The organism is Paraburkholderia sediminicola (assembly GCF_902859805.1).
GTDB lineage: Bacteria > Pseudomonadota > Gammaproteobacteria > Burkholderiales > Burkholderiaceae > Paraburkholderia > Paraburkholderia sediminicola.
In genome coordinates this window covers 1-20,164 of the sequence record NZ_CADIKC010000020.1, presented here as the reverse complement: position 1 = coordinate 20,164, position 20,164 = coordinate 1, and the positions used below count along the sequence as shown (strand labels likewise).

Annotated in this window: 18 protein-coding genes and 1 rRNA gene; 7 read left to right on the top strand and 12 right to left on the bottom strand. The window is 61.5% G+C overall.

Annotated features, from left to right (window positions below):
- Position 1 precedes the first annotated feature (1 nt).
- Entirely contained in the window at positions 2-940 is a 939-nt protein-coding gene (locus R8871_RS36750) for a LysR family transcriptional regulator (protein ID WP_175054811.1), read from the bottom strand.
- Between the two features lie 173 nt (positions 941-1,113).
- On the opposite strand from R8871_RS36750, the gene R8871_RS36745 reads away from it, so the two are divergent.
- Together R8871_RS36745 and R8871_RS36740 are read left to right on the top strand one after the other, a co-directional pair.
- Positions 1,114-1,893, top strand: coding sequence for a putative hydro-lyase (locus R8871_RS36745; protein WP_175054810.1), 780 nt, complete (start codon positions 1,114-1,116; stop codon positions 1,891-1,893).
- A 75-nt stretch (positions 1,894-1,968) separates the two neighbouring features.
- Positions 1,969-3,282, top strand: coding sequence for an MFS transporter (locus R8871_RS36740; protein WP_175054809.1), 1,314 nt, complete (start codon positions 1,969-1,971; stop codon positions 3,280-3,282).
- Here the strand turns inward: R8871_RS36740 and yjfF are convergent.
- From yjfF to R8871_RS36715, 5 genes are all read right to left on the bottom strand, one after another.
- Positions 3,277-4,377, bottom strand: a complete 1,101-nt coding sequence (gene yjfF / locus R8871_RS36735; protein WP_175054808.1) for a galactofuranose ABC transporter, permease protein YjfF — start codon at positions 4,375-4,377, stop codon at positions 3,277-3,279. The genes R8871_RS36740 and yjfF overlap by 6 nt on opposite strands.
- Positions 4,374-5,405: an ABC transporter permease gene (locus R8871_RS36730; RefSeq protein ID WP_175054807.1), complete on the bottom strand. Its 1,032-nt coding sequence runs from the start codon at positions 5,403-5,405 to the stop codon at positions 4,374-4,376. The genes yjfF and R8871_RS36730 overlap by 4 nt, the downstream gene beginning before the upstream one ends.
- The gene (locus R8871_RS36725) at positions 5,402-7,012 is read right to left on the bottom strand and encodes a sugar ABC transporter ATP-binding protein (RefSeq protein ID WP_175054806.1); all 1,611 of its coding nucleotides are present in this window, start codon (positions 7,010-7,012) and stop codon (positions 5,402-5,404) included. The genes R8871_RS36730 and R8871_RS36725 overlap by 4 nt, the downstream gene beginning before the upstream one ends.
- A 209-nt stretch (positions 7,013-7,221) precedes the next feature.
- Positions 7,222-8,208 carry an ABC transporter substrate-binding protein gene (locus R8871_RS36720; protein WP_175054805.1) on the bottom strand — a complete coding sequence of 329 codons (987 nt, stop codon included), beginning with the start codon at positions 8,206-8,208 and terminating at the stop codon, positions 7,222-7,224.
- A 366-nt stretch (positions 8,209-8,574) separates the two neighbouring features.
- Positions 8,575-9,174 (bottom strand): alpha-ketoglutarate-dependent dioxygenase AlkB family protein, encoded by a 600-nt coding sequence (locus R8871_RS36715; protein ID WP_175054804.1) that lies wholly within the window; start codon positions 9,172-9,174, stop codon positions 8,575-8,577.
- A 168-nt stretch (positions 9,175-9,342) separates the two neighbouring features.
- Between R8871_RS36715 and R8871_RS36710 the strand changes: the two genes are divergently transcribed.
- On the top strand, positions 9,343-9,927 hold the full coding sequence (locus R8871_RS36710) for a malonic semialdehyde reductase (protein WP_175054803.1): 585 nt from the start codon (positions 9,343-9,345) through the stop codon (positions 9,925-9,927).
- Between the two features lie 23 nt (positions 9,928-9,950).
- Here R8871_RS36710 and R8871_RS36705 read toward each other — a convergent pair whose 3' ends face one another.
- Positions 9,951-10,280, bottom strand: a complete 330-nt coding sequence (locus R8871_RS36705; protein ID WP_175054802.1) for a hypothetical protein — start codon at positions 10,278-10,280, stop codon at positions 9,951-9,953.
- A gap of 366 nt (positions 10,281-10,646) precedes the next feature.
- Here R8871_RS36705 and R8871_RS36700 point away from each other — a divergent pair, with 366 nt between their 5' ends.
- The gene (locus tag R8871_RS36700; protein ID WP_175054801.1) at positions 10,647-11,810 is read left to right on the top strand and encodes a metallophosphoesterase; all 1,164 of its coding nucleotides are present in this window, start codon (positions 10,647-10,649) and stop codon (positions 11,808-11,810) included.
- A gap of 131 nt (positions 11,811-11,941) precedes the next feature.
- Here the strand turns inward: R8871_RS36700 and R8871_RS36695 are convergent, their stop codons facing one another.
- Positions 11,942-12,466: a hypothetical protein gene (locus R8871_RS36695; RefSeq protein ID WP_175054800.1), complete on the bottom strand. Its 525-nt coding sequence runs from the start codon at positions 12,464-12,466 to the stop codon at positions 11,942-11,944.
- A 660-nt stretch (positions 12,467-13,126) separates the two neighbouring features.
- Between R8871_RS36695 and R8871_RS36690 the strand changes: the two genes are divergently transcribed.
- Positions 13,127-13,834: an MgtC/SapB family protein gene (locus tag R8871_RS36690; protein WP_154565796.1), complete on the top strand. Its 708-nt coding sequence runs from the start codon at positions 13,127-13,129 to the stop codon at positions 13,832-13,834.
- Between the two features lie 162 nt (positions 13,835-13,996).
- The gene (locus R8871_RS36685) at positions 13,997-14,251 is read left to right on the top strand and encodes a GlsB/YeaQ/YmgE family stress response membrane protein (RefSeq protein ID WP_028197420.1); all 255 of its coding nucleotides are present in this window, start codon (positions 13,997-13,999) and stop codon (positions 14,249-14,251) included.
- A gap of 65 nt (positions 14,252-14,316) precedes the next feature.
- On the opposite strand, the gene R8871_RS36680 is transcribed toward R8871_RS36685, so the two are convergent.
- The 3 genes from R8871_RS36680 to R8871_RS36670 form a co-directional block, all read right to left on the bottom strand.
- Complete coding sequence (locus R8871_RS36680) at positions 14,317-15,831, bottom strand: acetyl-CoA hydrolase/transferase family protein (protein WP_175054862.1); 1,515 nt, start codon at positions 15,829-15,831, stop codon at positions 14,317-14,319.
- A 236-nt stretch (positions 15,832-16,067) separates the two neighbouring features.
- Positions 16,068-16,283 (bottom strand): hypothetical protein, encoded by a 216-nt coding sequence (locus tag R8871_RS36675; protein ID WP_175054799.1) that lies wholly within the window; start codon positions 16,281-16,283, stop codon positions 16,068-16,070.
- 167 nt (positions 16,284-16,450) lie between these two features.
- Positions 16,451-18,610 carry an FUSC family protein gene (locus R8871_RS36670; protein ID WP_175054798.1) on the bottom strand — a complete coding sequence of 720 codons (2,160 nt, stop codon included), beginning with the start codon at positions 18,608-18,610 and terminating at the stop codon, positions 16,451-16,453.
- Between the two features lie 199 nt (positions 18,611-18,809).
- Between R8871_RS36670 and R8871_RS36665 the strand changes: the two genes are divergently transcribed.
- A complete protein-coding gene (locus tag R8871_RS36665) occupies positions 18,810-19,811 on the top strand; it encodes a LysR family transcriptional regulator (RefSeq protein WP_175054797.1) in 1,002 nt (333 codons plus the stop codon).
- Positions 19,812-20,079: 268 nt separating this feature from the next.
- Here the strand turns inward: R8871_RS36665 and rrf are convergent.
- Positions 20,080-20,164: ribosomal RNA gene (gene rrf / locus R8871_RS38950) — 5S ribosomal RNA — on the bottom strand; the annotation flags it as partial.

Sequence of the window (20,164 nt, the reverse complement as noted above, 5' to 3'; positions counted from 1 at the left end):
CTCACCGCCTCTCAATCAACTGACGCCCCATCGCCTTCGCATACTGATCACACGCGCTGCGCGCCACGCGCGATGCTGCCAGCACGCCGACGTCGGCGTCGTCGCGATAGATCATTGCAACGTCGATCGGCGGCGGTAGCGGACGCACCTGCAATTGCCCCAGTTCGCCGCTGCTCAGAAACGGCTCGACGAACAGCGCCGGCACCGCCGCAATTCCATAGCCATCGCGCAACAGTTTCACGATCACCGCCACCGACGGCATACAGGTCACCTGAGTATCCGCAAGCGGCACACCGGCGCGCTTCGCGAGCATCTCCACGATCGCTTCCACGGCGATTTGCGGTGCGGTGCCACGGCCGAACGTCAGCACGGGTTTCTGCAAGACCGTCTGCACATGCTTCGCGCGGCTCGCCGGAATCAGATCGTTGCGCGCGATCCAGCGCACCGGATAGCTCGCCAGCAAGGTCGATACGATCGACGCTTCCTGCTCGCCGGTTTCCTCCACCTGAATGACGAGGTCCAGTTCGCCGGCCCGCAAACGAGGCCCAAGCACAGCGCTCGAATCGACCGTCAGGTCCACGACGATGCGCTTGTACTCGGCGTTCAGCATCCGGATGTAGTCCGGCAGCCAACTGTGCACCACCGTTTCGATGACGCCGAGCCGCAACCGCTTCGTCACCTGGGTTTCGTCCTGCGCGGCCAGTTGCAGCGAGCGCGTGGCCTGCACCACCGAGCGCGCATGCGCGAGCAGCCGTTCGCCATGCGCCGTGAGCTGAAACTCGGCGGCGTCGCGCTCGATCAACTCGACGCCCAACTCGGCTTCAAGCGTTTTAATACGCAGCGAAATCGCAGCGGGCGTGGCGTGCATGGCAGCGGCAGTCGCGCGAAAACTGCCTAGACGGGCGAGCGTCAGAAACGTTTCGACAAAGCGGGTATTCATTGCATTAGCTCTCCAACAGCGCCGCGAAAGACTCGATCATCACCGCAAAATCGCCTGCGATGCTGTTAAGTTTAATTTAACGAAACACAAGAATAACTCGCTGGATGGATATTTTTGGCGTTACTAATCTGGCTCCCATCGGTCACCCGGACCTAGTTGGAGTCAAGCCGTTCATGTCCTACACGCCATCCGAGTTTCGTCAGCAGATTCGCAGCCGCCGCCTGTCCGGGCCGACTGCGGGCTACTGCGGCGACTATGCGCAAGCCAATCTCGCCATCCTGCCCAGCCAATACGCCGACGACTTCCTGCGCTTCTGCACGCTCAATCCGAAGGCCTGCCCGTTGCTCGGCATCGGCGAACCCGGCGAATGGCGCGTCCCGTCGCTCGGCGCCGATCTCGACATTCGCAATGACGTCCCCGCGTTTTATGTGTACCGCCACGGCGAACGTGCCGAGGAGGTCCGGAGTCTCGACGAACTGTGGCGCGACGATCTGGTGGTGTTCGCAATCGGCTGCTCGTTTTCGTTCGAAGAAATGTTGCGGCGCGAAGGTATTCCGCTGCGCCATATCGAACAGCAGGTCAACGTGCCGATGTATCGCACGCGGGAACGTAACGTGGCCGCAGGCGTGTTCAGCGGGAATCGCGTAGTTTCGATGCGGCCGATGAAAGCCGCCGACGCGATCCGCGCTATCCAGATCACCAGCCGTTTTCCCGCAGTACATGGCGCGCCGGTTCACATCGGCGATCCGTCGCTGATCGGCATTCGCGACATTACGCGGCCCGATTTCGGCGACGCAGTCGAGGTGCGCAGCGACGAGTTACCGGTGTTCTGGGCCTGTGGCGTCACGCCGCAAGCCGCGATAGAAAGCGCGCGTTTGCCGTTTGCAATCGCGCACAAGCCAGGACACATGCTCGTTACCGACATTCCCAACACCACGCTGGCGATGCTCTAGCCGCAGCGTTTTTGAGTTGTCCCACTACAAGCCGCGCGGCAAGACGCGGCCACTGACTACGACCGGAGCCCGGCTATGAAAACCGAAGCGCAGTTGACCGCAGACACCGAGCGCTACAGCGCGCCCGGCACAGGCAAAAACCCGTTTGCGTGGTATCAGCAGATTTCCGTTAGCGAGAAGCGTGCGTTCTGGAGCTGCAAGATCGGCTACGTGCTCGACGCAATGGACACGCAATTCCTGAGCTTCGTGATTCCGACGCTGATCGCGACATGGGGCATCACGCGCGGCGATGCGGGTCTCATCGGAACGGTCACGCTGCTGAGTTCCGCGCTCGGCGGCTGGGCAGCCGGTGTGCTGTCGGATCGCATCGGCCGGGTGAAGACCTTGCAGATCACGATTCTCTGGTTCGCGGTTTTCACGCTGGCTTGCGCGCTGGCGCAGAACTTCTCGCAGTTGCTGTGGGCGCGCGGCCTGATGGGGCTCGGCTTTGGCGGCGAATGGACGGCGGGCGCAGTGCTGATCGGCGAAGTCATCCGCCCGCGTGACCGCGGCAAGGCGGTGGGTCTCGTACAGGCAGGCTGGGCGATAGGCTGGGGCGTCTCGACGCTGCTGTTTATGGCCGTGTTTTCATGGATACCGGCCGATTACGCGTGGCGTGCGTTGTTCGCGATCGGTATTGCGCCGGCGCCGTTCGTGATCTGGATCCGCCGCTTCGTTGAAGAGCCAGAGGTGCATCGGCAGCAGAAGGAAGCGCAGGCCGCGGCACAAACGCGTCCTTCGTTGCTGGATATCTTCCGCGGCGATATCGTCTGGACGACGCTGCGTGCGTCCATTCTCGCGACCGGCGTGCAAGGCGGCTACTACGCGGTGACCACCTGGCTGCCGACGTATCTGAAGACCGAACGGCATCTGAGCGTGATCGGCACCGGCAGCTATCTGGGCGTGGTAATCGTCGGCTCGTACTGCGGCTATCTGACGGGCGCTTACGTCAGCGACAAGATCGGCCGCAAACGCGCGTTCATCACGTTCGCGCTGGCCTCGTGTGCGATCGCGCTGATCTACACGCAACTGCCGCTCGATAACCTCACGATGCTCGTGCTCGGTTTCCCGCTCGGCTTCTGTGCGTCCGGCATTTTCTCGGGGATGGGGGCGTTCCTCACCGAGCTGTTCCCGACGCGCATTCGAGGCTCCGGCCAGGGCTTCTGCTACAACTTCGGGCGGGCGGTCGGCGCGACGTTTCCGTTCCTGATCGGCTACGTCTCGCAGACTATGACGCTCGGTCACGCGATCGGTGTATTCGCCGCCGCGGCCTACGGTATCGTGATCCTCGCCGCGCTGACGCTGCCGGAAACCCGCGGGCGTGAACTCAACGCCCAAGCCGCGCTATAACGCCTGCTCCGGCGCGCGTCCGATCACATGTGAATCGGACGCCGTAGCTGCATCGCCCCGGCCGTGCTCACGGCCTGGCGTCACAACAGCGCCGGTGCCACCTGGACGCCCCACTGATTTCGCATGCCGCTCGATCAGCCGCTGCAGCAGACAGAACGCGCACAGCAAAGCGCCGATCACGATGCGGGTCCACCACGAACTGAGCGTACCGTCGAAGGTAATCAGCGTCTGGATCGTGCCCAGAATGCCGACGCCGAATAGTGAGCCGATCACGTAGCCGACACCACCCGTCAGCAAGGTTCCGCCGATCACCGTCGCGGCGATCGCGTCGAGCTCCATACCCTGCCCTTGCAGCCCATATCCCGATAGCACGTAGAACGTGAACACCGCGCCGCCGAGCGCCGAACAGAAGCCGCTCAGCGCATACACGCCGATCCGCGTATGCGCGACCGGCAAGCCCATCAGCAACGCCGAGCGCGGATTGCCACCGATCGCATACACGTTGCGCCCAAAACGCGTGAAATGCGCGACATAGATCGCCGCGGCAAGCGTGACGAGGGCGATCAGCACATTGGCCGTCACCGAGCCGACGCCGATATTGAGCCGGAACGCGGAAATCTTCTGGAACGTCGGGTCATTGATCGTGATCGACTGCGTCGTGATCAGAAAGCACAAGCCGCGCGCGAAGAACATGCCCGCCAGCGTGACGATGAACGCCTGCAAGCGGAAAAAGTGAATCAGCGCTCCCTGTACCGCGCCGAACACGGTGCCCATCAGCAACACGATCGGCACGATCACCCAGACCGACAGATGCATATGTTCGGACAGCACCGCTTCGACGATGGTGGTCAGCGCCACCACCGAGCCCACTGACAGATCGATCCCGCCGGACACGATCACAAACGTCATACCGATCGCGACAATCAGCAGGAAAGCGTTATCGACCAGCAGATCGAGCAGCACTTGCCACGAGAAAAAGCCGGTGTACATCACCGAGCCGAAACCGAACAGCGCGCAAAACAACAGGACAGTGACGGCGATCGGCAACGTGCGCGGATCGACGATATGCGCCCAGGCCTCGAGGAGTCGTCTCATCGTGCCACCCCGCGCTGCCTGAAGAGCGACATGGCGAGCGAGCGCGCCGAGGGCGACTGGATCACGCTCACCGCCAGCACCACGGCCGCCTTGACGACGAGCGTCGCTTCCGGCGGCACGCCGATCGAATAAGTCGTATAGGTGAGCGTCTGGATGATCAACGCACCCAGTACGGTGCCGGCGAGACTGAAGCGGCCGCCAAGCAGCGATGTGCCGCCGAGCGTCACGGCCAGAATCGCATCGAGTTCGAGTAGCAGGCCCGCGTTGTTGCCATCGGCGCTGCGCACGTTCGAGCTGATGAGGATGCCCGCCATCGCGGCTGTCAATCCCGAGAAGCCGTACACCGCGAATACCAGTGCTTTCGAGCGCAGGCCGACGAGACGCGTCGCCACCGGATTGACACCGATTGCACGAATGAAGAGTCCGAGCGCGGTGCCTTCAACGAGCCCGGCAGTGGCGAGCACCGCAACGCTTGCGATCCACACTGAACACGGCACGCCAAGCCAATACCCACCACCGACGAACAGGTAACCCGGTGCGCCGATCGGAATGATCTGCCCTGCCGTCAGTAATTGCGCAATGCCACGGCCCGCGACCATCAGGATCAGCGTTGCAATGATCGGCTGCATGCCGACGAACGACACCAGCAATCCGTTCCACATGCCGCTCAACACACCGACGATCAGCGCCGCGACCAGCGCCTGCGCGATCAATCCGGCGCTCGGCGCAGCTTGCGTCGCAAGTATCGTGGCCGCCGCGGCGCCGGCGATCGCAACCACCGCGCCGACCGAGATATCGATGCCGCGCGTGGCGATCACCAGCGTCATGCCGGTCGCAACCAGCACCAGCGGCGCGGCGCGATTCAACACGTCGATCGGCGCGCCGAACAGGTGGCCGTCGAGCATCCTCAAAGAAAGAAAATCTGGATTCACCAGGAGGTTCAGGGCGCACAGGAGCACCAGTGTGACGCACGGCCAGATCAATGGGCGCTCCGCACCATCGCGCACGAACCAGTTCGATAGCTTCATTCGCCGCTCCCCGCGATGAGTCGATAAATGTTGTCTTCGTTCGAAGCCTTGCCGGCCACCTCAGCGATCTTGCGACGGTCGCGCAGCACCGCTACGCGGTGGCTCACGCGGAGCACTTCGCTGATCTCAGACGAAATGAACAGGATGCTCAGACCGTTCGCGCATAGCGCCAGCAAGCGGTCCATGATGTCGAACTTGGCGGCAACGTCGATGCCGCGAGTGGGTTCGTCGAGAATCAGGAGTTTGGGATTCGTGGCGAGCCAGCGCGCGAGCAGCGCTTTCTGCTGGTTGCCGCCGGAGAGCAGCCCGATTGGCTGTTCGGCGTCCGCTGCCTTGATGCCGAGGCGCTCGATCCACATGTCCGCGATTTCTTGTGCGCGATGCCGTTTGATCTTGCGTAACCAGCCGCGCCGCGCCTGCAACGCCAGCAGAATGTTCTCCCGGATCGACAGTTCGGCCACGATGCCCTCTTTCTTGCGGTCCTCCGCGCAATAGCCGATGCCGTGGCGCACCGCGTCCCGAGGCGAACGCAGCCGCACAGGCCGCCCTTCGATCAGGATAGTGCCGCTGTCGGCGCGGTCGGCCCCGAACAACAGCCGGGCGGTCTCCGTGCGGCCCGAGCCTAGCAGGCCGGCCAGGCCCAGAATCTGGCCCGGCTGCACGTCGAGATCAATCGGCTGTAACGTGCCGCGCCGTCCGACGCCGCGCAATTCGACGAACGGCTGAACCGCGTCCTTGCTCTGAGGTCCTTCATGAACAGCGTGGCCGTCATGTGCTGCTTCGCGCAAGCGCGCGCTCATGCGCTCATGACCGACCATCTTCGCGACCAGTTGATCGGCCGGCAGATCCCGCGCGAGATATTCGCCTTCACGCTCGCCGTTGCGCATCACCGTGATGCGATCGGAGATGGCGTAGGTCTGCTCGATAAAATGTGTGACAAACAGAATGGCGATTCCCGACTGCTTAAGATGCCGAAGTATTTTAAACAGCTGAGCAACTTCGCCGTCATCGAGACTGGAGGTCGGCTCGTCGAGAATCAGCACGCGAGCGTCGACTGAGAGTGCTCTCGCGATCGCCACCATCTGCTGCACGGCAATCGGATAGGCGTCGAGCGATCGCGTGACGTCGAGCGTCACGTCGAGGCGAGCAAGCGCTGCCTGCGCGCGCCGCTTGATGTCGGGCCAGTCGATCGCGCCAAAACGCTTTGGCTGCCGGCCCGCAAAGATGTTTTCCGCCACCGACAGGTTCGGGCACAGGTTCACTTCCTGATACAGCGTGCGCACGCCGGCCGCTTCCGCCTCCTGCGGCGACGCAAACGCGACGATCTCGCCACCGAGTCGGATCGTGCCGGCGTCAGGCGCGACTACGCCGGTCAGCACGTTGATCAGGGTGGATTTGCCGGCGCCGTTCTGCCCCATCAGCGTGTGAATCTCGCCGGGGAACAGGCGAAAGTCGACTCCCTGCAGCGCTTTTACGCCCGGAAACGTTTTGCTGACGCCGGTGGTGGCCAGAATAGGTTCAAGTGTATTTGAGGCGGCGCCGTTGCGAGCGTCGCCTGTGACGGCCTTGATGGCCGGCGAATTGGGTTCCGATGCGGAATGCGTCATAGACCTCGCTCGATCGGCGGTGCATTGGTCGGGTGGGTTCAGACTGGCTCCGTTGGGCGCAATCTGATTCTGCGGAAAAGAGACCGCCCGCTGCCGAAGCAGTCAGGCGGTCAGGCACCACTGGAGAAACCCCTACGATCTGTCCGTACTTCGTTTGCGTTCTGCGTCTATCGTATGGATGGCTAATCAATTAGCCATCACACTCCACTTCAGTATTTGCGCGTCGGCAAAGTCTGCGCTGCAACGCTCATCGGGAAGACGGTCTCTTCCGTCAGGATACGCTTGGGCAGCGGCTTGCCGGCCACCACATCCTTGACCGCCGACATCAGTTGCGGCCCCAGCAGCGGGCTGCACTCCACATCGACATTCATCTTGCCCGCGGCCATCGCCTGGAAGCCGCCCTTGGTTGCATCGAACGAGACGACGGTGATGTCCTTGCCCGGATGCATGCCGGCCTCTTCCATCGCCTGGATGGCGCCGAGCGCCATATCGTCGTTATGCGCATAAACTACATTTATTTTATTTCCATAAGTTTTTATAAATGCTTCCATCACCTGCTTGCCACCGGCAAGCGTAAAGTCGCCGCTTTGCGATGCGATGATCTTGAATTTGGGATCGCTCTTGATCACTTCGATCAGGCCGGAATGCCGGTCGTTGGCCGGTGCCGAGCCGACGGTTCCTTGAAGTTCGGCGATGTTGATGGGACCTTGATCATTCTTATAGTGATCGGCCAGCCAATGACCGCCGCGCCGGCCCTCTTCCATGAAGTCCGAGCCGATCATCGTCACGTACAGAGACGTGTCTTTCACGTCGATGTTGCGGTCGGTCAGGATCACCGGAATTTTTGCGGCTTTGGCTTCGCGCAGCACTGGCTCCCAGCCGGATTCGACAACCGGAGAGAACGCGATCACATCGACTTTCTGCGCAATGTAGGAGCGGATCGCCTTGATCTGGTTTTCCTGCTTTTGCTGCGCGTCGGAGAATTTGAGCTTGATCTTCGCATCCGCCGCCGCGGACTTCACCGACTCGGTATTGGCGGTTCGCCATGCGCTTTCGGCGCCTACCTGTGCGAAGCCGAGGGTGATCTGTTTGTCCTGCGCGTATGCGCCCGGCGCTGTCAGCGCCAGCGCACCGATGCTCGAGCAAAGCGCGAGCGCGCCCAACGCACGACATGCGGCGCGTCGTGTATTCGCCATGACTGTCTCCTGATCGTTGTTGTGTCGGCGATCCATCGAACCCGCCCGGTGTTTGCGGCCCTCACGGTGCGTGGATCGTGATGTAGCGTAGTGTCTGGGGCGTTAACCGTCCAATCATATGATTCGCGTCCGCGATACCAATTCTGGTATAGCGGGCGGGATCGGCAGTAGCCGTGGACGTGGGCAACGCTGCGGGGCTCGCTCGAACGTCTGTGGCGATTGAGCGTGGCGTTGGAGATGCTTTTTATGCGCTTACGTGCTCGATGTGGTCGATGCGGCTTCGGGCCAGGTAGCGAGTGGGTTCCGGGCTTTGGGGTTTCTGGGCTTTCGGATCAAGAGCGGCACGGTTAACGGCTGGCCAGAACGCTAGCGGTTTGTCCCGCGCGGCGTCACCCAGCGAAACGTCAGATTGATCCGCTCGCCGGCCACGCGCGGCTCCTTCGGCACGCGATGCCGCCAGTCGGCCTGCGTGTTGCCCTTCATCACGAGCAAGCTGCCGCCCTTCAGCGAAAACGACTGCACGGCGCCGGTTTTGTTGTGCCGCAAGTCGAAAGTGCGCGCGACGCCCAAGCTGATTGACGCAATCACCGACTGGGTGCCGAGTTCAGGCTCGCGGTCCGCATGCCATCCCATGCTGTCGGTGCCGCTGCGATAGCGGTTGATCAGCACGCTGTTAAAGCGCGCGTGGCAGGCTGCTTCCGCGGCGACCCGTAGTTCGGCGACGGTCGGCGTCCACGGTTGTGGCACGTTGCGAATGCCGGAGTAGACGTAGACCGCATCCGGCTCACCCTGCCAGGCCGTCAGCCGCGGCAGCGGCACACGGCCGGCGGGCGTGCCCATCATGTCCTGGCGCCATTCCACTTCGCCGATGAGTTGCGTTAAAGCGTGCGCCGCGGTCTCGGGCGCAAGCCACTCGGGATACCAGTCCACGTCGGGCACCGGAAGGTCATCGAAAAGGTCCGCCATGAAATTGCCTGATTGCGATTGCGCCTGTGCTCGCGCTTGTGCTTGTGCCTGCGATACGTGCGCGAATTAGAACCCTGGCTATTATGGCGGCAATGACGACAACGCTCACGCCTGTGGCTTGCGCTGTCATCCGGATTTTTCACTCCGCTACTTCAAGGGACTACCACCATGATTCTTTCCGATCAGGCTCTCGATCTGCTCTTTCGCGAAGCGCGCACGCATAACGGCTGGCAGGCCAAACCGGTCGACGATGCCGTGCTCAAGCAACTCACCGAGCTCGTGCTGCTCGGTCCGACCTCGGCCAATTCAAGCCCCGGCCGCTTCGTCTATGTGAAAACGCCCGAGGGCAAAGAAAAGCTGCGTCCGGCTTTGTCGCCGGGCAATCTCGAGAAGACGATGGCGGCGCCGGTCACGGTGATCGTCGGGATGGATATGGCGTTCTACGAGCATCTGCCGAAACTGTTTCCGCATGCCGACGCGCGCAGCTGGTTCGCCGGCAACGACAAGGCGATTGCGGATACGGCTTTTCGCAATTCGACGCTGCAAGGCGGGTATCTGATTCTCGCCGCCCGCGCGCTCGGCCTGGACACAGGCGCGATGTCGGGCTTCGACGCCGCCAAGGTCGACGAGGCCTTCTTCGCCGGCACGACAGTGAAGTCGAACTTCCTGATCAATCTGGGCTACGGCGACCCGTCGAAGTTGTTTCCGCGCAGCCCGCGCTTCTCCTTCGACGAAGCCGCCCAGATCGTCTGACAGCCCTTAAGCCGCCGGTGCGTTTATCTGAGGAGCGCCACGTAGAACACCACTGCGCCGATCACCGCACCGATAAAGCAAAAGCCTTCATCGGCGTCGTCGCCACTCGAACGTAACCACGCGCCGACGACGCCGAATAGTCCCGCGATGCCAAGCGCAACGCTTACCATCACGACGTCGAATAGCGCGTTTTTTCCCAGTTCGGAGAAGTCGATGTCGCGCACGCCGAAGTACAGGGCGAGCGCCATCAGCGATATGCCGACCAGCGGCAGCATGACATGGCTGCCCTCTCGCCCGACGTGATGCCCATGAAGTACGTGGCGTACGTGATTGCCCGATCCAAGCAGTTTCATGATGCGCCTCCTGCCTCACCCTCAACCGAGGACAAAACGAACCGCCGCTGGGCCGCGATGGCCCTGAAACGAGCCGGTTCTATTTGAGAATAGTGCACGCGAAACACAATTCAAAGCCCATTTAATTAGAGCATCGCTGCAGTTCAGACGACGGCATACGGCAACGAGAATTGCTGCGTTGCGGGATCTGCTTGCCGCGTCAAACTCGGCCAGCGCGGAAGCAAATCTGGCGCCCTCGGCAAGGGGTTGCACATCTCGGTAGAATGATCCGGCTCGTCTGCTATTTCATGATTGCGCTTGGCGAGCCACCGCCGTTGCTCCGCTAGTGCCGGCCCCTTCCGGCCCCTTCCCGCCCCTATCCTCTCTATGCGCCGCTCATCGTTTCTTGTTCGCTTCATCCTGATTGGCATCCTGCTGCATATCTACGTCGGTTTTCGTCTGATTCCCGATATGCCGGTCAGCGTCACCGGCCGGTGGCTGTGCGCATTGTGGCTGGTGCTGTCGATCTTTCTGATCCCGCTCGGCATGCTGGCGCGCACTATCAAACAGCAGCCGCTCAGCGACCGCCTCGCGTGGGTCGGGCTGCTGGCGATGGGCTTCTTCTCGTCGCTGCTGGTTCTGACGTTCGCGCGCGATCTGGCGCTCGCCTCGCTGCTCACCGTCGACGCAATCTGGCCGAACACGATAGCAATCGCGCACTGGCGCATAGGCTCCGCGGCAGCGGTACCGTTGCTTGCACTGCTCTCGACACTCGTCGGCCTGTTCAACGCACGGCGCCGCGCCAAGGTCGTGACGATCGAGGTGCCGATCGACGATCTGCCGCCGGCGCTCGACGGTTTCACGATCGTCCAGATCAGCGATATCCACGTCGGTCCGACCATCAAAGGCCGTTACGTGGATGCGATCGTCGACGCGGTGAATCGTCTGAAGCCGGATCTGATCGCGGTTACCGGCGATGTGGTGGACGGCAGCGTGCCGCAATTGACCAGGCACACACAGCCTCTGTCCCGACTCAGTGCGCGTCACGGCGCGTTCCTCGTGACCGGCAATCACGAGTACTACGCCGGGGCGAACGCCTGGATCGATGAATTCCGGCGCCTGGGGTTAAACGTACTGCTTAACGAGCACGTGATCGTGGAACACGACGGTGCGCGCGCCGTTATTGCGGGCGTGACTGATTACTCAGCGGGCCATCATGATCCGTTGCATCGCAGCGACCCGGTTGCGGCCCTCGCGGGCGCGCCTGGCGACGTGCTGATCAAAGTACTGCTGGCACATCAGCCGCGCTCTGCCGAAGCAGCCGCAGCCGCAGGTTTCACGTTGCAGCTATCCGGCCACACACACGGCGGTCAGTTCTTCCCGTGGAATTTCTTTGTGCGTTTGCAGCAGCCGTTTACGGCGGGTCTCGCACGGCTGAACGGCCTGTGGGTTTACACAAGTCGCGGCACGGGCTACTGGGGACCGCCAAAGCGGCTGGGCGCCCCTTCGGAGATCACGCGATTGCGCCTCGTGCCCGGCGAGCCCGACTAAGACACGGGACTGGAGTGCCGAACATCACCGCGTTGAAGTCATAGCGGACTGCACTGCAAAAAAAAGAAACTCGGACTTCCATAATGGACATCCGCGCTTCGGCACCGACGCATCCCTTCAGCCAATTTGCGTTACTGAGCAGGCGCAACGGCCACGCTGACCTGCGGTGCGTACGCGACCGACACTTGCATGCCCGGCGTCACATCGGCGACCTTTGCCGGCTCGCGGCCCTGGATGTGAAACACCGCGCCATTCGGTCCCTTCAGGGCCATGATGCCGGAGGCATGATCGATCACCTGCACTTCGGCAGTCACGTTCTGTACCGTGTTCTGCTGTGCCGGCTCAACAGCCGCGCCGTGGCCGTCGGCACCGCGCGTTACGCTGACCATGGCGTTACGCATCATCCGGATATGGACCTTGCCACCCTGCTTGATCTGCGCCAGGTTGCTCGTATCGGTAATGGTGAATGAAGCTTCACCACCCTGTGCGTCGAGCACGGTCACGGAATGTTTTGCCTGGTCGACCGACTTCACGACTCCGTCCGCCTGCAGCGTGCTGCTGCCCTCAAACGGCGCGGGCAAACCAGCGGCGACCGACACGAGCGGGGCCGCAGCAATCAATGCAACGGCGATGACGCCAAGAGCCTTATCTTTCATACATTCCTCAATTGGGGTGAACAGCGGAAAAGAGCCGACGTGGTGCGGATCGGATGCGCAAGCTACGGCAAGGACAACCGAAAAAATTCTCGGCGAAACCGTGGTAAATAAAACGTGAATTGAGCACCGGAACCGCACCACGTGCTTCGAAGTGTGTGAACAGTGTGTTTTCCGGGACGGACCTCGTCAATATTCGGAGTCCGTATTTATGCGAGAAAATTCTGAGCTTGCCGGGGGAAAATTCAGCAAGCGACCCACAACGCATTCCGCCGCCCTGCTTCATCCCGGCTTGACTTAACTTTGCAGAGCTGCCTAAAATTCGCCCAGTTCATTTAACCGGAATCACGATCTTGGACAGTAGCAGTAGTACCAGTCGAGCTTCGATTCGCCCGATCGCCTGATCGGCAAGATTTCCGCGCCAGCCTTTGTCTGTCGCCGTCTTGCCTTCGGGCCCGACGGTGCACGTCGCTTTTACCCTCTTGCTGCAAGTGAAGCGCCGCATGGCCCGATGCCTTGCGCACGCTCCATGACTTTTGCGTCGCGAGCCCGGCTCGCATGCCTTGTCACGCCTGACCGCGCTCGCGTTCCGCCTGCGGATACGTGATGCTGTCACGCATATGGTTCACACTGTGCGAACACGCGCCTTAACCTTTCTTACCGATGACAATTGAATTCGTCTTGCGGCTCTTTGCCGCCTTCAGCTGCGGCGTCGCGATCGGCCTCGAACGCCAGATGCGCCAGCGCAACGCCGGCCTGCGGACTATCACGCTGGTCGCGAGCGGCGCGTGCCTGTTCGTCACGCTCGGCGTGCTGACCGGCAACGGCACCGCCGGTATCACGCAGATTGCCGCGTATGTCGTCTCCGGCGTCGGCTTTCTCGGCGGCGGCGTGATCATGCGCGACAAGGGCTCCATTCAGGGGATCAACACCGCCGCGACCTTGTGGTGCTCGGCGGCGGTCGGCGTATTGTGCGGTGCGGGGCACTACGGCCCAGCCCTTGCCGGCACCGCGGTCGTGCTGCTGACCAATACGGTCCTGCGTGAAGTGAGCCGTGCGATCAACGCGGCGCCCGTTTCGGACGCCGACCTCGTGCGCGAGTATGTGCTGACGATCGTTTGCCGCGAGGCCGATGAGATTCACATTCGGACCGCGGTATCCAACTCAATGTATTCGACACCGCTGTCGTTCCAGAGCCTGACGAGCGAAGACGTCGAAGACGATACGGGACGCATTCGCGTTACGGCGACATTGAAGCTGCATCCGAAAGACCAGCCGAAGCTCGAACAGATGGCGAGCCGCATCAGCATGGAAAAGAGCGTATCGAGCGTCAGCTGGACGGCCAAAGATGCGGAGCCGACGCCGGAGTGAGTCACCTTGCGTAAGCTCCCCATATTCACGCGCATCGTCTACACTTAGCTTGCAATAGATTCAGACAATGTTAATTCCGCGTCCTGAATATGGACTGTCCCATAACCTTCGACTAAGCTCTGTCACCGTGATTTTTTCACACTCAACCATGGAGTCTCGAATATGGAACACGGCATCATTGCATGGCTCATCATCGGCGCAATCGCCGGCTGGCTGGCTGGCGTGCTCGTCAAGGGCGGCGGCTTCGGCCTGATCGTTGACATCATTGTCGGGATTGTCGGCGCATTCATCGGCGGCTGGCTTGCCGGTGTGCTGCACATTTCGCTCGGCGGCGGCTGGATCGGTTCGATCATTACCGCCGTAATCGGCGCCGTTATTCTGCTGTTTCTTATCCGGCTTGTCCGGCGCGGCACCTGAGCGTAGCACCTGATGTCTTACGGCGTCGGGAGCGAATGCCACCTGACGCCGGTTTTACCTGGTGTTTAGAGACGCGCCTCTACTGCCGGCAACATCGAGCCGGTATCACGCAGCCGCGTATGCCAGGTGAAAGCCTGGTCCAACCGATGCGGCGTTTGTCCACCCCATTGCAAGGCATCCCGATAGTAGTCGCGAAGCAGATCGCGATAGAGCGGATGTGCGCAGTTTTCGATGATCAGCGTAGCGCGCTCCCGCGGCGCTAGTCCGCGCAAATCGGCCAGGCCCTGCTCCGTCACGACCACGTCCACATCGTGCTCGTTGTGATCGCAGTGCGGCACCATCGGCACGACACTCGAAATGCTGCCGCCCTTCGCCATCGACTTCGTCGCAAAGATCGCGCATGACGCATTGCGCGCGAAATCGCCCGAGCCTCCAATGCCGTTCATCATGTGCGTACCGCCGACGTGCGTGGAATTCACATTGCCGTATATGTCGAACTCCAATGCGGTATTCAACGCAATCAGACCGAGCCGGCGAATCACTTCAGGATGGTTGCTGACCTCCTGCGGGCGCAACACCAGGCGATCACGATAGCGCTCGAGATCACCGAACACTTGCGCCTGGCGCGTGGCCGACAACGTAATCGATGCACCCGAGGCGAACGTCACCTTGCCGGCGTCCATCAGATCGAAGGTCGAATCCTGCAGTACTTCTGAGTAAATTTCGAAGGCGCCGAAAGGCGAATCGACGAAACCGGCCAGCACCGCATTGGCAATCGTGCCGATGCCCGCCTGCAACGGCGGCAATTGCGGAGGCATGCGTCCGCATGACACTTCGCGCTGGAAAAACTCAATCAGGTGGCGCGCAATCAGTTCGGTTTCCGCATCCGCGGGCAGCACCGTGGACGGGCTGTCCGCCTTGTCGGTGATCACGATCGCCGCGATTTTTTCTGGCGAAATTTCAATGGCATGCGTTCCGATGCGGTCTCGCGGATGCACGATCGGCACCGGTTCGCGATTCGGCCTGCGGCCCGGAATCCAGATGTCGTGCAGTCCCTCGAGCGCGAGCGGCTGGGCAAGATTAATTTCGACAATAACCTTGTCGGCGAGGATCGCGAAACTGGCCGAATTTCCGACTGACGTGGTCGGCACAATGCCGCCGGTTTCGGTAATCGCAGCAGCTTCGATGATGGCGATGTCGAGTTTGCCGAGCTGATTCGCGCGCAGCATCTCGACAGTTTCAGACAGATGCTGATCGACGAACATCACTTCGCCGCGGTTGATCGCATCGCGCAGGGTCTTGTCGACCTGAAACGGCAAGCGGCGCGCCAACACATGTGCCTCGGTGAGCATGCGATCCACGTCATGACCGAGCGATGCGCCGGTCATCAATGTAATTTGCAGCGGCTTGCCTTCCTGACGGACCCGCTCAGCGAGTGCGACCGGGACAGCTTTGGCGTCGCCCGCGCGCGTAAAGCCGCTTGCGCCGACGCGCATGCCGTCCTTGATCAGAAGCGCCGCCTCGGCGGCTGAAGTAATCTTTCCGCGCAGCGCGGAGCAACGAATCCGGTCCTGGTACATGAAATCGAGTCTCTCCATATTCGCCCGTCCAGTCTACCGGTGCGCACGTCTGCGGTGTGCTTCGCTCAGTAGCCAGCTTGTCGCACCAGCCGCGGCGTCTCGATGGGACGGCGTCGCGGCCAGGCGTTTCGTCGCGCGTGCAACATTCTCGCGACAGGTCTTACAGGTACTGCTGGTGTTGCGTGTTGCGTGTTGCGTGTTGCGTGTTGCGTGTTGCGTGTTGCGCGTGGCGCTGCTTAGCTGCCGAAGAAAATATTGCAGAAACTCACAGGCCCGACGCACTCTTCAGCTTTGGCCTTCGGTACTGCGACACGGCGTTGCTCGGCGACGCTATTCGCGCGCGGTGCATTCGCCTGTGCGACCTCTTGTTCCGGGGCGGCAGGCTCCGTCTGTGCATGAGCGACAGCAGCGGACAAAGTGCAGGCAATCAGGGCAATCTTCAACACATTCATTTCGTTCTCCAGTTCTTACGATTCCGTCCCGCAGGAAGTCCCTTTTGAGGACTGCGCGGCGGTGACGAAACTATATGACCGCCACCTACGCAGATAAACGGGGCTGGACAGAAGGGACCTTTCCATCTGGCAGAAGGATCGGGCGTAGGCCCGATCCAGGACACGGATCAACGCGTGTTGAAAGGCGCGTCTTTGTCGAGCAACGCCGTGCGGATGAAGTGCAGGCAACTCAGGATGCGTTGCAGGTCGTGTCGCTGGTCGCGGTCGGCGTGGACGGTTTCCAGCAGGTCCTGCGCGATCCACCTGGCCGAGCGCACGGATACGAGCGCGCGCTCGAGCGCATGCGCGTCCGGTCGCGCGAAGAGGCGCGCGAGGTCGTCGCAAGTCCGCGTGAGGCCGCTGCTCCAATGCGGATGGAGGGGTTGCGCGTAGCTCGCACGCGCTGCTTCGTTGCGCAGATCGATCACGGCATGCCCCACTTCGAGGGTGACGAGCATCCAGCGCAATGCATCACGGCGGTGTCGGGAGCGCCGCGTCAGCGGCATGCGCAACTGCGAGGTGAGATCGTGTGTGCTCGACTGGAAACGCTGATTGAGTCCGGGCAGTTCGTCCTTACATGCAGACACGACCTGCGCGCGCAAATCACCCTTGATTCGCTCGGTGAGCCACGGCATATCCGCGGGGAACACCACCGAGAAAACGATCGCGGCAAGCAAGAGCGACGCCGTGATCGCTATACCATTGTTGATCAGCAGATCGGGCGCATACGTGACGACGTTGTCCGGTCCGGCGAGCAGGCAGAAGAACACGGAAAAGCCGATGCCATACCCTGCCGAGAGTTTGCGCGATGCGATGAAGGCGCCGAGTGCGAGCACCGGGGCGAGCATTGCGCAAAGCAGCGGAAAGCCGTCGATGTTCGGATACACGTAGCACGTAAAAAGGTAGCCGGTCATGGTCGCCAGCACCGCGCCGACGGCCATCTGCACGGCCATTTTCGCTGCGTTCGGCGCGGTCGACGTCAATGCACAAACCAGCGCCGCGCCGATCACTGCGAGGCCGCCACTCGGCCAATCGGTGGCGATCCAGAACCAGCCGGCGATCGCCATCACCGTCGCCGACCTGGCGAAAGCAAACGCGACCACGAAGCCGTTCGTCCTGCTCATGTAGCGGCCGGCGGTGCGCGGTCCAGCTCCCGGTTTGCGTCGCGCCAAAGACGCGTAGGTCTCGGAGTAGCGGATCCATTCATCAACAAATCGATATAGCAGTTCCGCGGCAGTATCGAAGTCCGCTAGCGATTCAGCGGGCGCGGCTTCCAATGGCCATCTCGTTTCGTGCACGCGCCTTGGCAAGCTCGCCTGAAAGAGCCGCAAACCAGCGGCTACTTGCGCTGCATCGGCATCCCGGGTGGATTCCAGCAGCGCCGACAGCTCGCTGAAGTACGGCGTGATAGCGTCGACCCTCCAGCTTGGGCCGCTTACGCGCAGACGTTTGAGCAACTGGTGCAGCGCATGCAGCCGCGCGCACGCGTCCATGAACTCGCCGTTCAGACGACCGAGATGCTGGCTGCGCGAACGCATGGCTGGATCCTCGAAGGCAGCAAATGTTCGCGTCGCTTCGAAGCCGACGATCTCGTCGACGAGGGCCGCAAAGCGCCGCTCAAATTGGCAACGGTCGATTCCACGGGCCAACACCTCGGCAGCGAACGCAGTAAAATTTGTATATCGAAGATGAAGTGCGCGCCGCAGCGCAAGGCTGGAACGCTGCGGCAGGATCAACGCGCTGACTGCGCTCGAGCACACGATACCGACCGCCACTTCCGCTGCGCGCGTGAGCGCCGCCAGAAACAGGTCGTGAGGCGCCGTGACATTCGGGATGCCGATCAGAGCGGCGGTATAGCCGGCCAGCACAAAGCCGTACCATCTGAAATGCCGATACCGGACCGCTGCCGCGATACAGGCGCTGACCCAACCAATCATGCCGAGCATGTACAACTCAGGCTGCTGGACGAACAGCGCGCCGAGTACGAGGGCAGCGACCGCCCCCACTGCGGTGCCGAGAATCCGGTAGAAACTCTTGGCGAGCACCATGCCGCTGAACGGCTGCATCAGCACAAACACCGTGGTCATCGCGATTCGCGGCTGCTGGAGATCCAGCAACATGGCGATGCCCAGCGCCAGCAAACCTGCTGTGACCGTTTTCAGCAGATGCAGCCAGATCAGACCGTCGCTGTTCGCCCAGTCGCGGACGGCCGGACTGAGCGCCGGCAACATGACGCGCCACTGCCGGCGAAAATCCGCCGTCGGTTTGATCGCATGTTGGCGTTTCATCAGAAAGCAACGCGTCCCGGTTTGTCGCTAGAAGAAGCCCCGGCAAACGCTATGCACACCGGCTGGCAAGGCGCCGATTGTAAGAGCATGTGCTGCGCGTATTAATAGGACGGCCGCGGAACGTCCCTTCCAGAATGAACAACAATGGGCTTGCGGGACAGGCGGACAATACGGCTTCTGCCGTGAAATAGAAGGATCGATGGATACGCTACAAAATATGCGAGTGTTCGTGCGCGTGGTTGAAGCCGGTAGTTTTACCGCTGCCGCGCAGTCGCTCAATTCGACGACTGGCGCAATGTCGCGCGCGGTCTCGGAACTCGAGGCTCATCTGCGTACCCGCTTGCTGAACCGATCGACGCGGCGGCTCGCGCTCACCACAGCGGGCGAGCGTTACCTGAAACGCTCTCAGCAGATCCTTGCAGATGTCGACACAGCGGAAGAAGAAGCCAGCTGCGCCCACGAACGCCCTGCTGGCCCTTTGCGGATGCACAGCTTTGCCAGCATCGGCCAGCATTATGTGCTGCCGGCCATCTCCCGGTATCGCGCGCTTTATCCCGAAGTGACCGTCGAGCTGACGTTGTCACAGCGCATGCCCGACCTGTTCGAAGGCAGCGCTGACGTCGCTGTTATCGGCGCCTCGACTCTGCCGAATTCCGACCTCGTTTCGCTGCCGCTTGGCACAACGTTCAGCATCTTGTGCGCATCGCCTGCTTACGTGCGTGCTCATGGCGCGCCGCAACAGCCAAGCGATCTGGCGCATCACGAGTGTCTGATCTTGCACACGCCAGCATTTCCGGCCTACGAATGGGTGCTCGACGGCCCCAATGGCAGCGAGACGATGGAAGTGAACGGCCCCGTCCAAGTGAATATTGCGGAATCGCTGATCGTCGCGATTCGCGAGGGAATGGGCATTGGTATGGTACCGCTCTATGCGGCGATTGCCGGACTGCGTGACGGGACCTTGGTCCGCGTGCTGCCTGAATATACGCTGCAGAAGATGAATGTTTACGCGCTGTATCCGTCACGCAAGTTCGTCGATGCGAAGACTCGGACGTGGGTTGAATTTTTACGCACGCATCTACCGAAGGTAATTGCACGCGACGAAGCGTTACTTGCGGAAGTTGGCCAGATGGATGCCGGCGATGAAGCGGCGCCTGTTCGTGCGGCTAGCATTGGGGATGGTGAGGACGCTATGCACTGACGCAGTGTTTTAGCTGACGAGTTGGCCGCGCCTGTGGATGTAACGAAGTGGCGGGCCATTTGTGACGGTATCGATGGCCTGCCAGATAGTGGCAGTTTTTTCGTGACGCGCCTCTCGGAATGGAGATGCGTTATCCCGCGGGTTGGGAACGCGGGTTAAGAATCCGCGCGTGTGCTCGCTAGGACGTCAGATTCCTGGCGCTGAATTCATGGCCGGTAAACGCAGAAACCCCACCTTTTGGTGGTGGGGTTTCTGATGCTGCAGGGGAGCCTGACGATTACCTACTTTCACACGGGAATCCGCACTATCATCGGCGTGGAGTCGTTTCACGGTCCTGTTCGGGATGGGAAGGG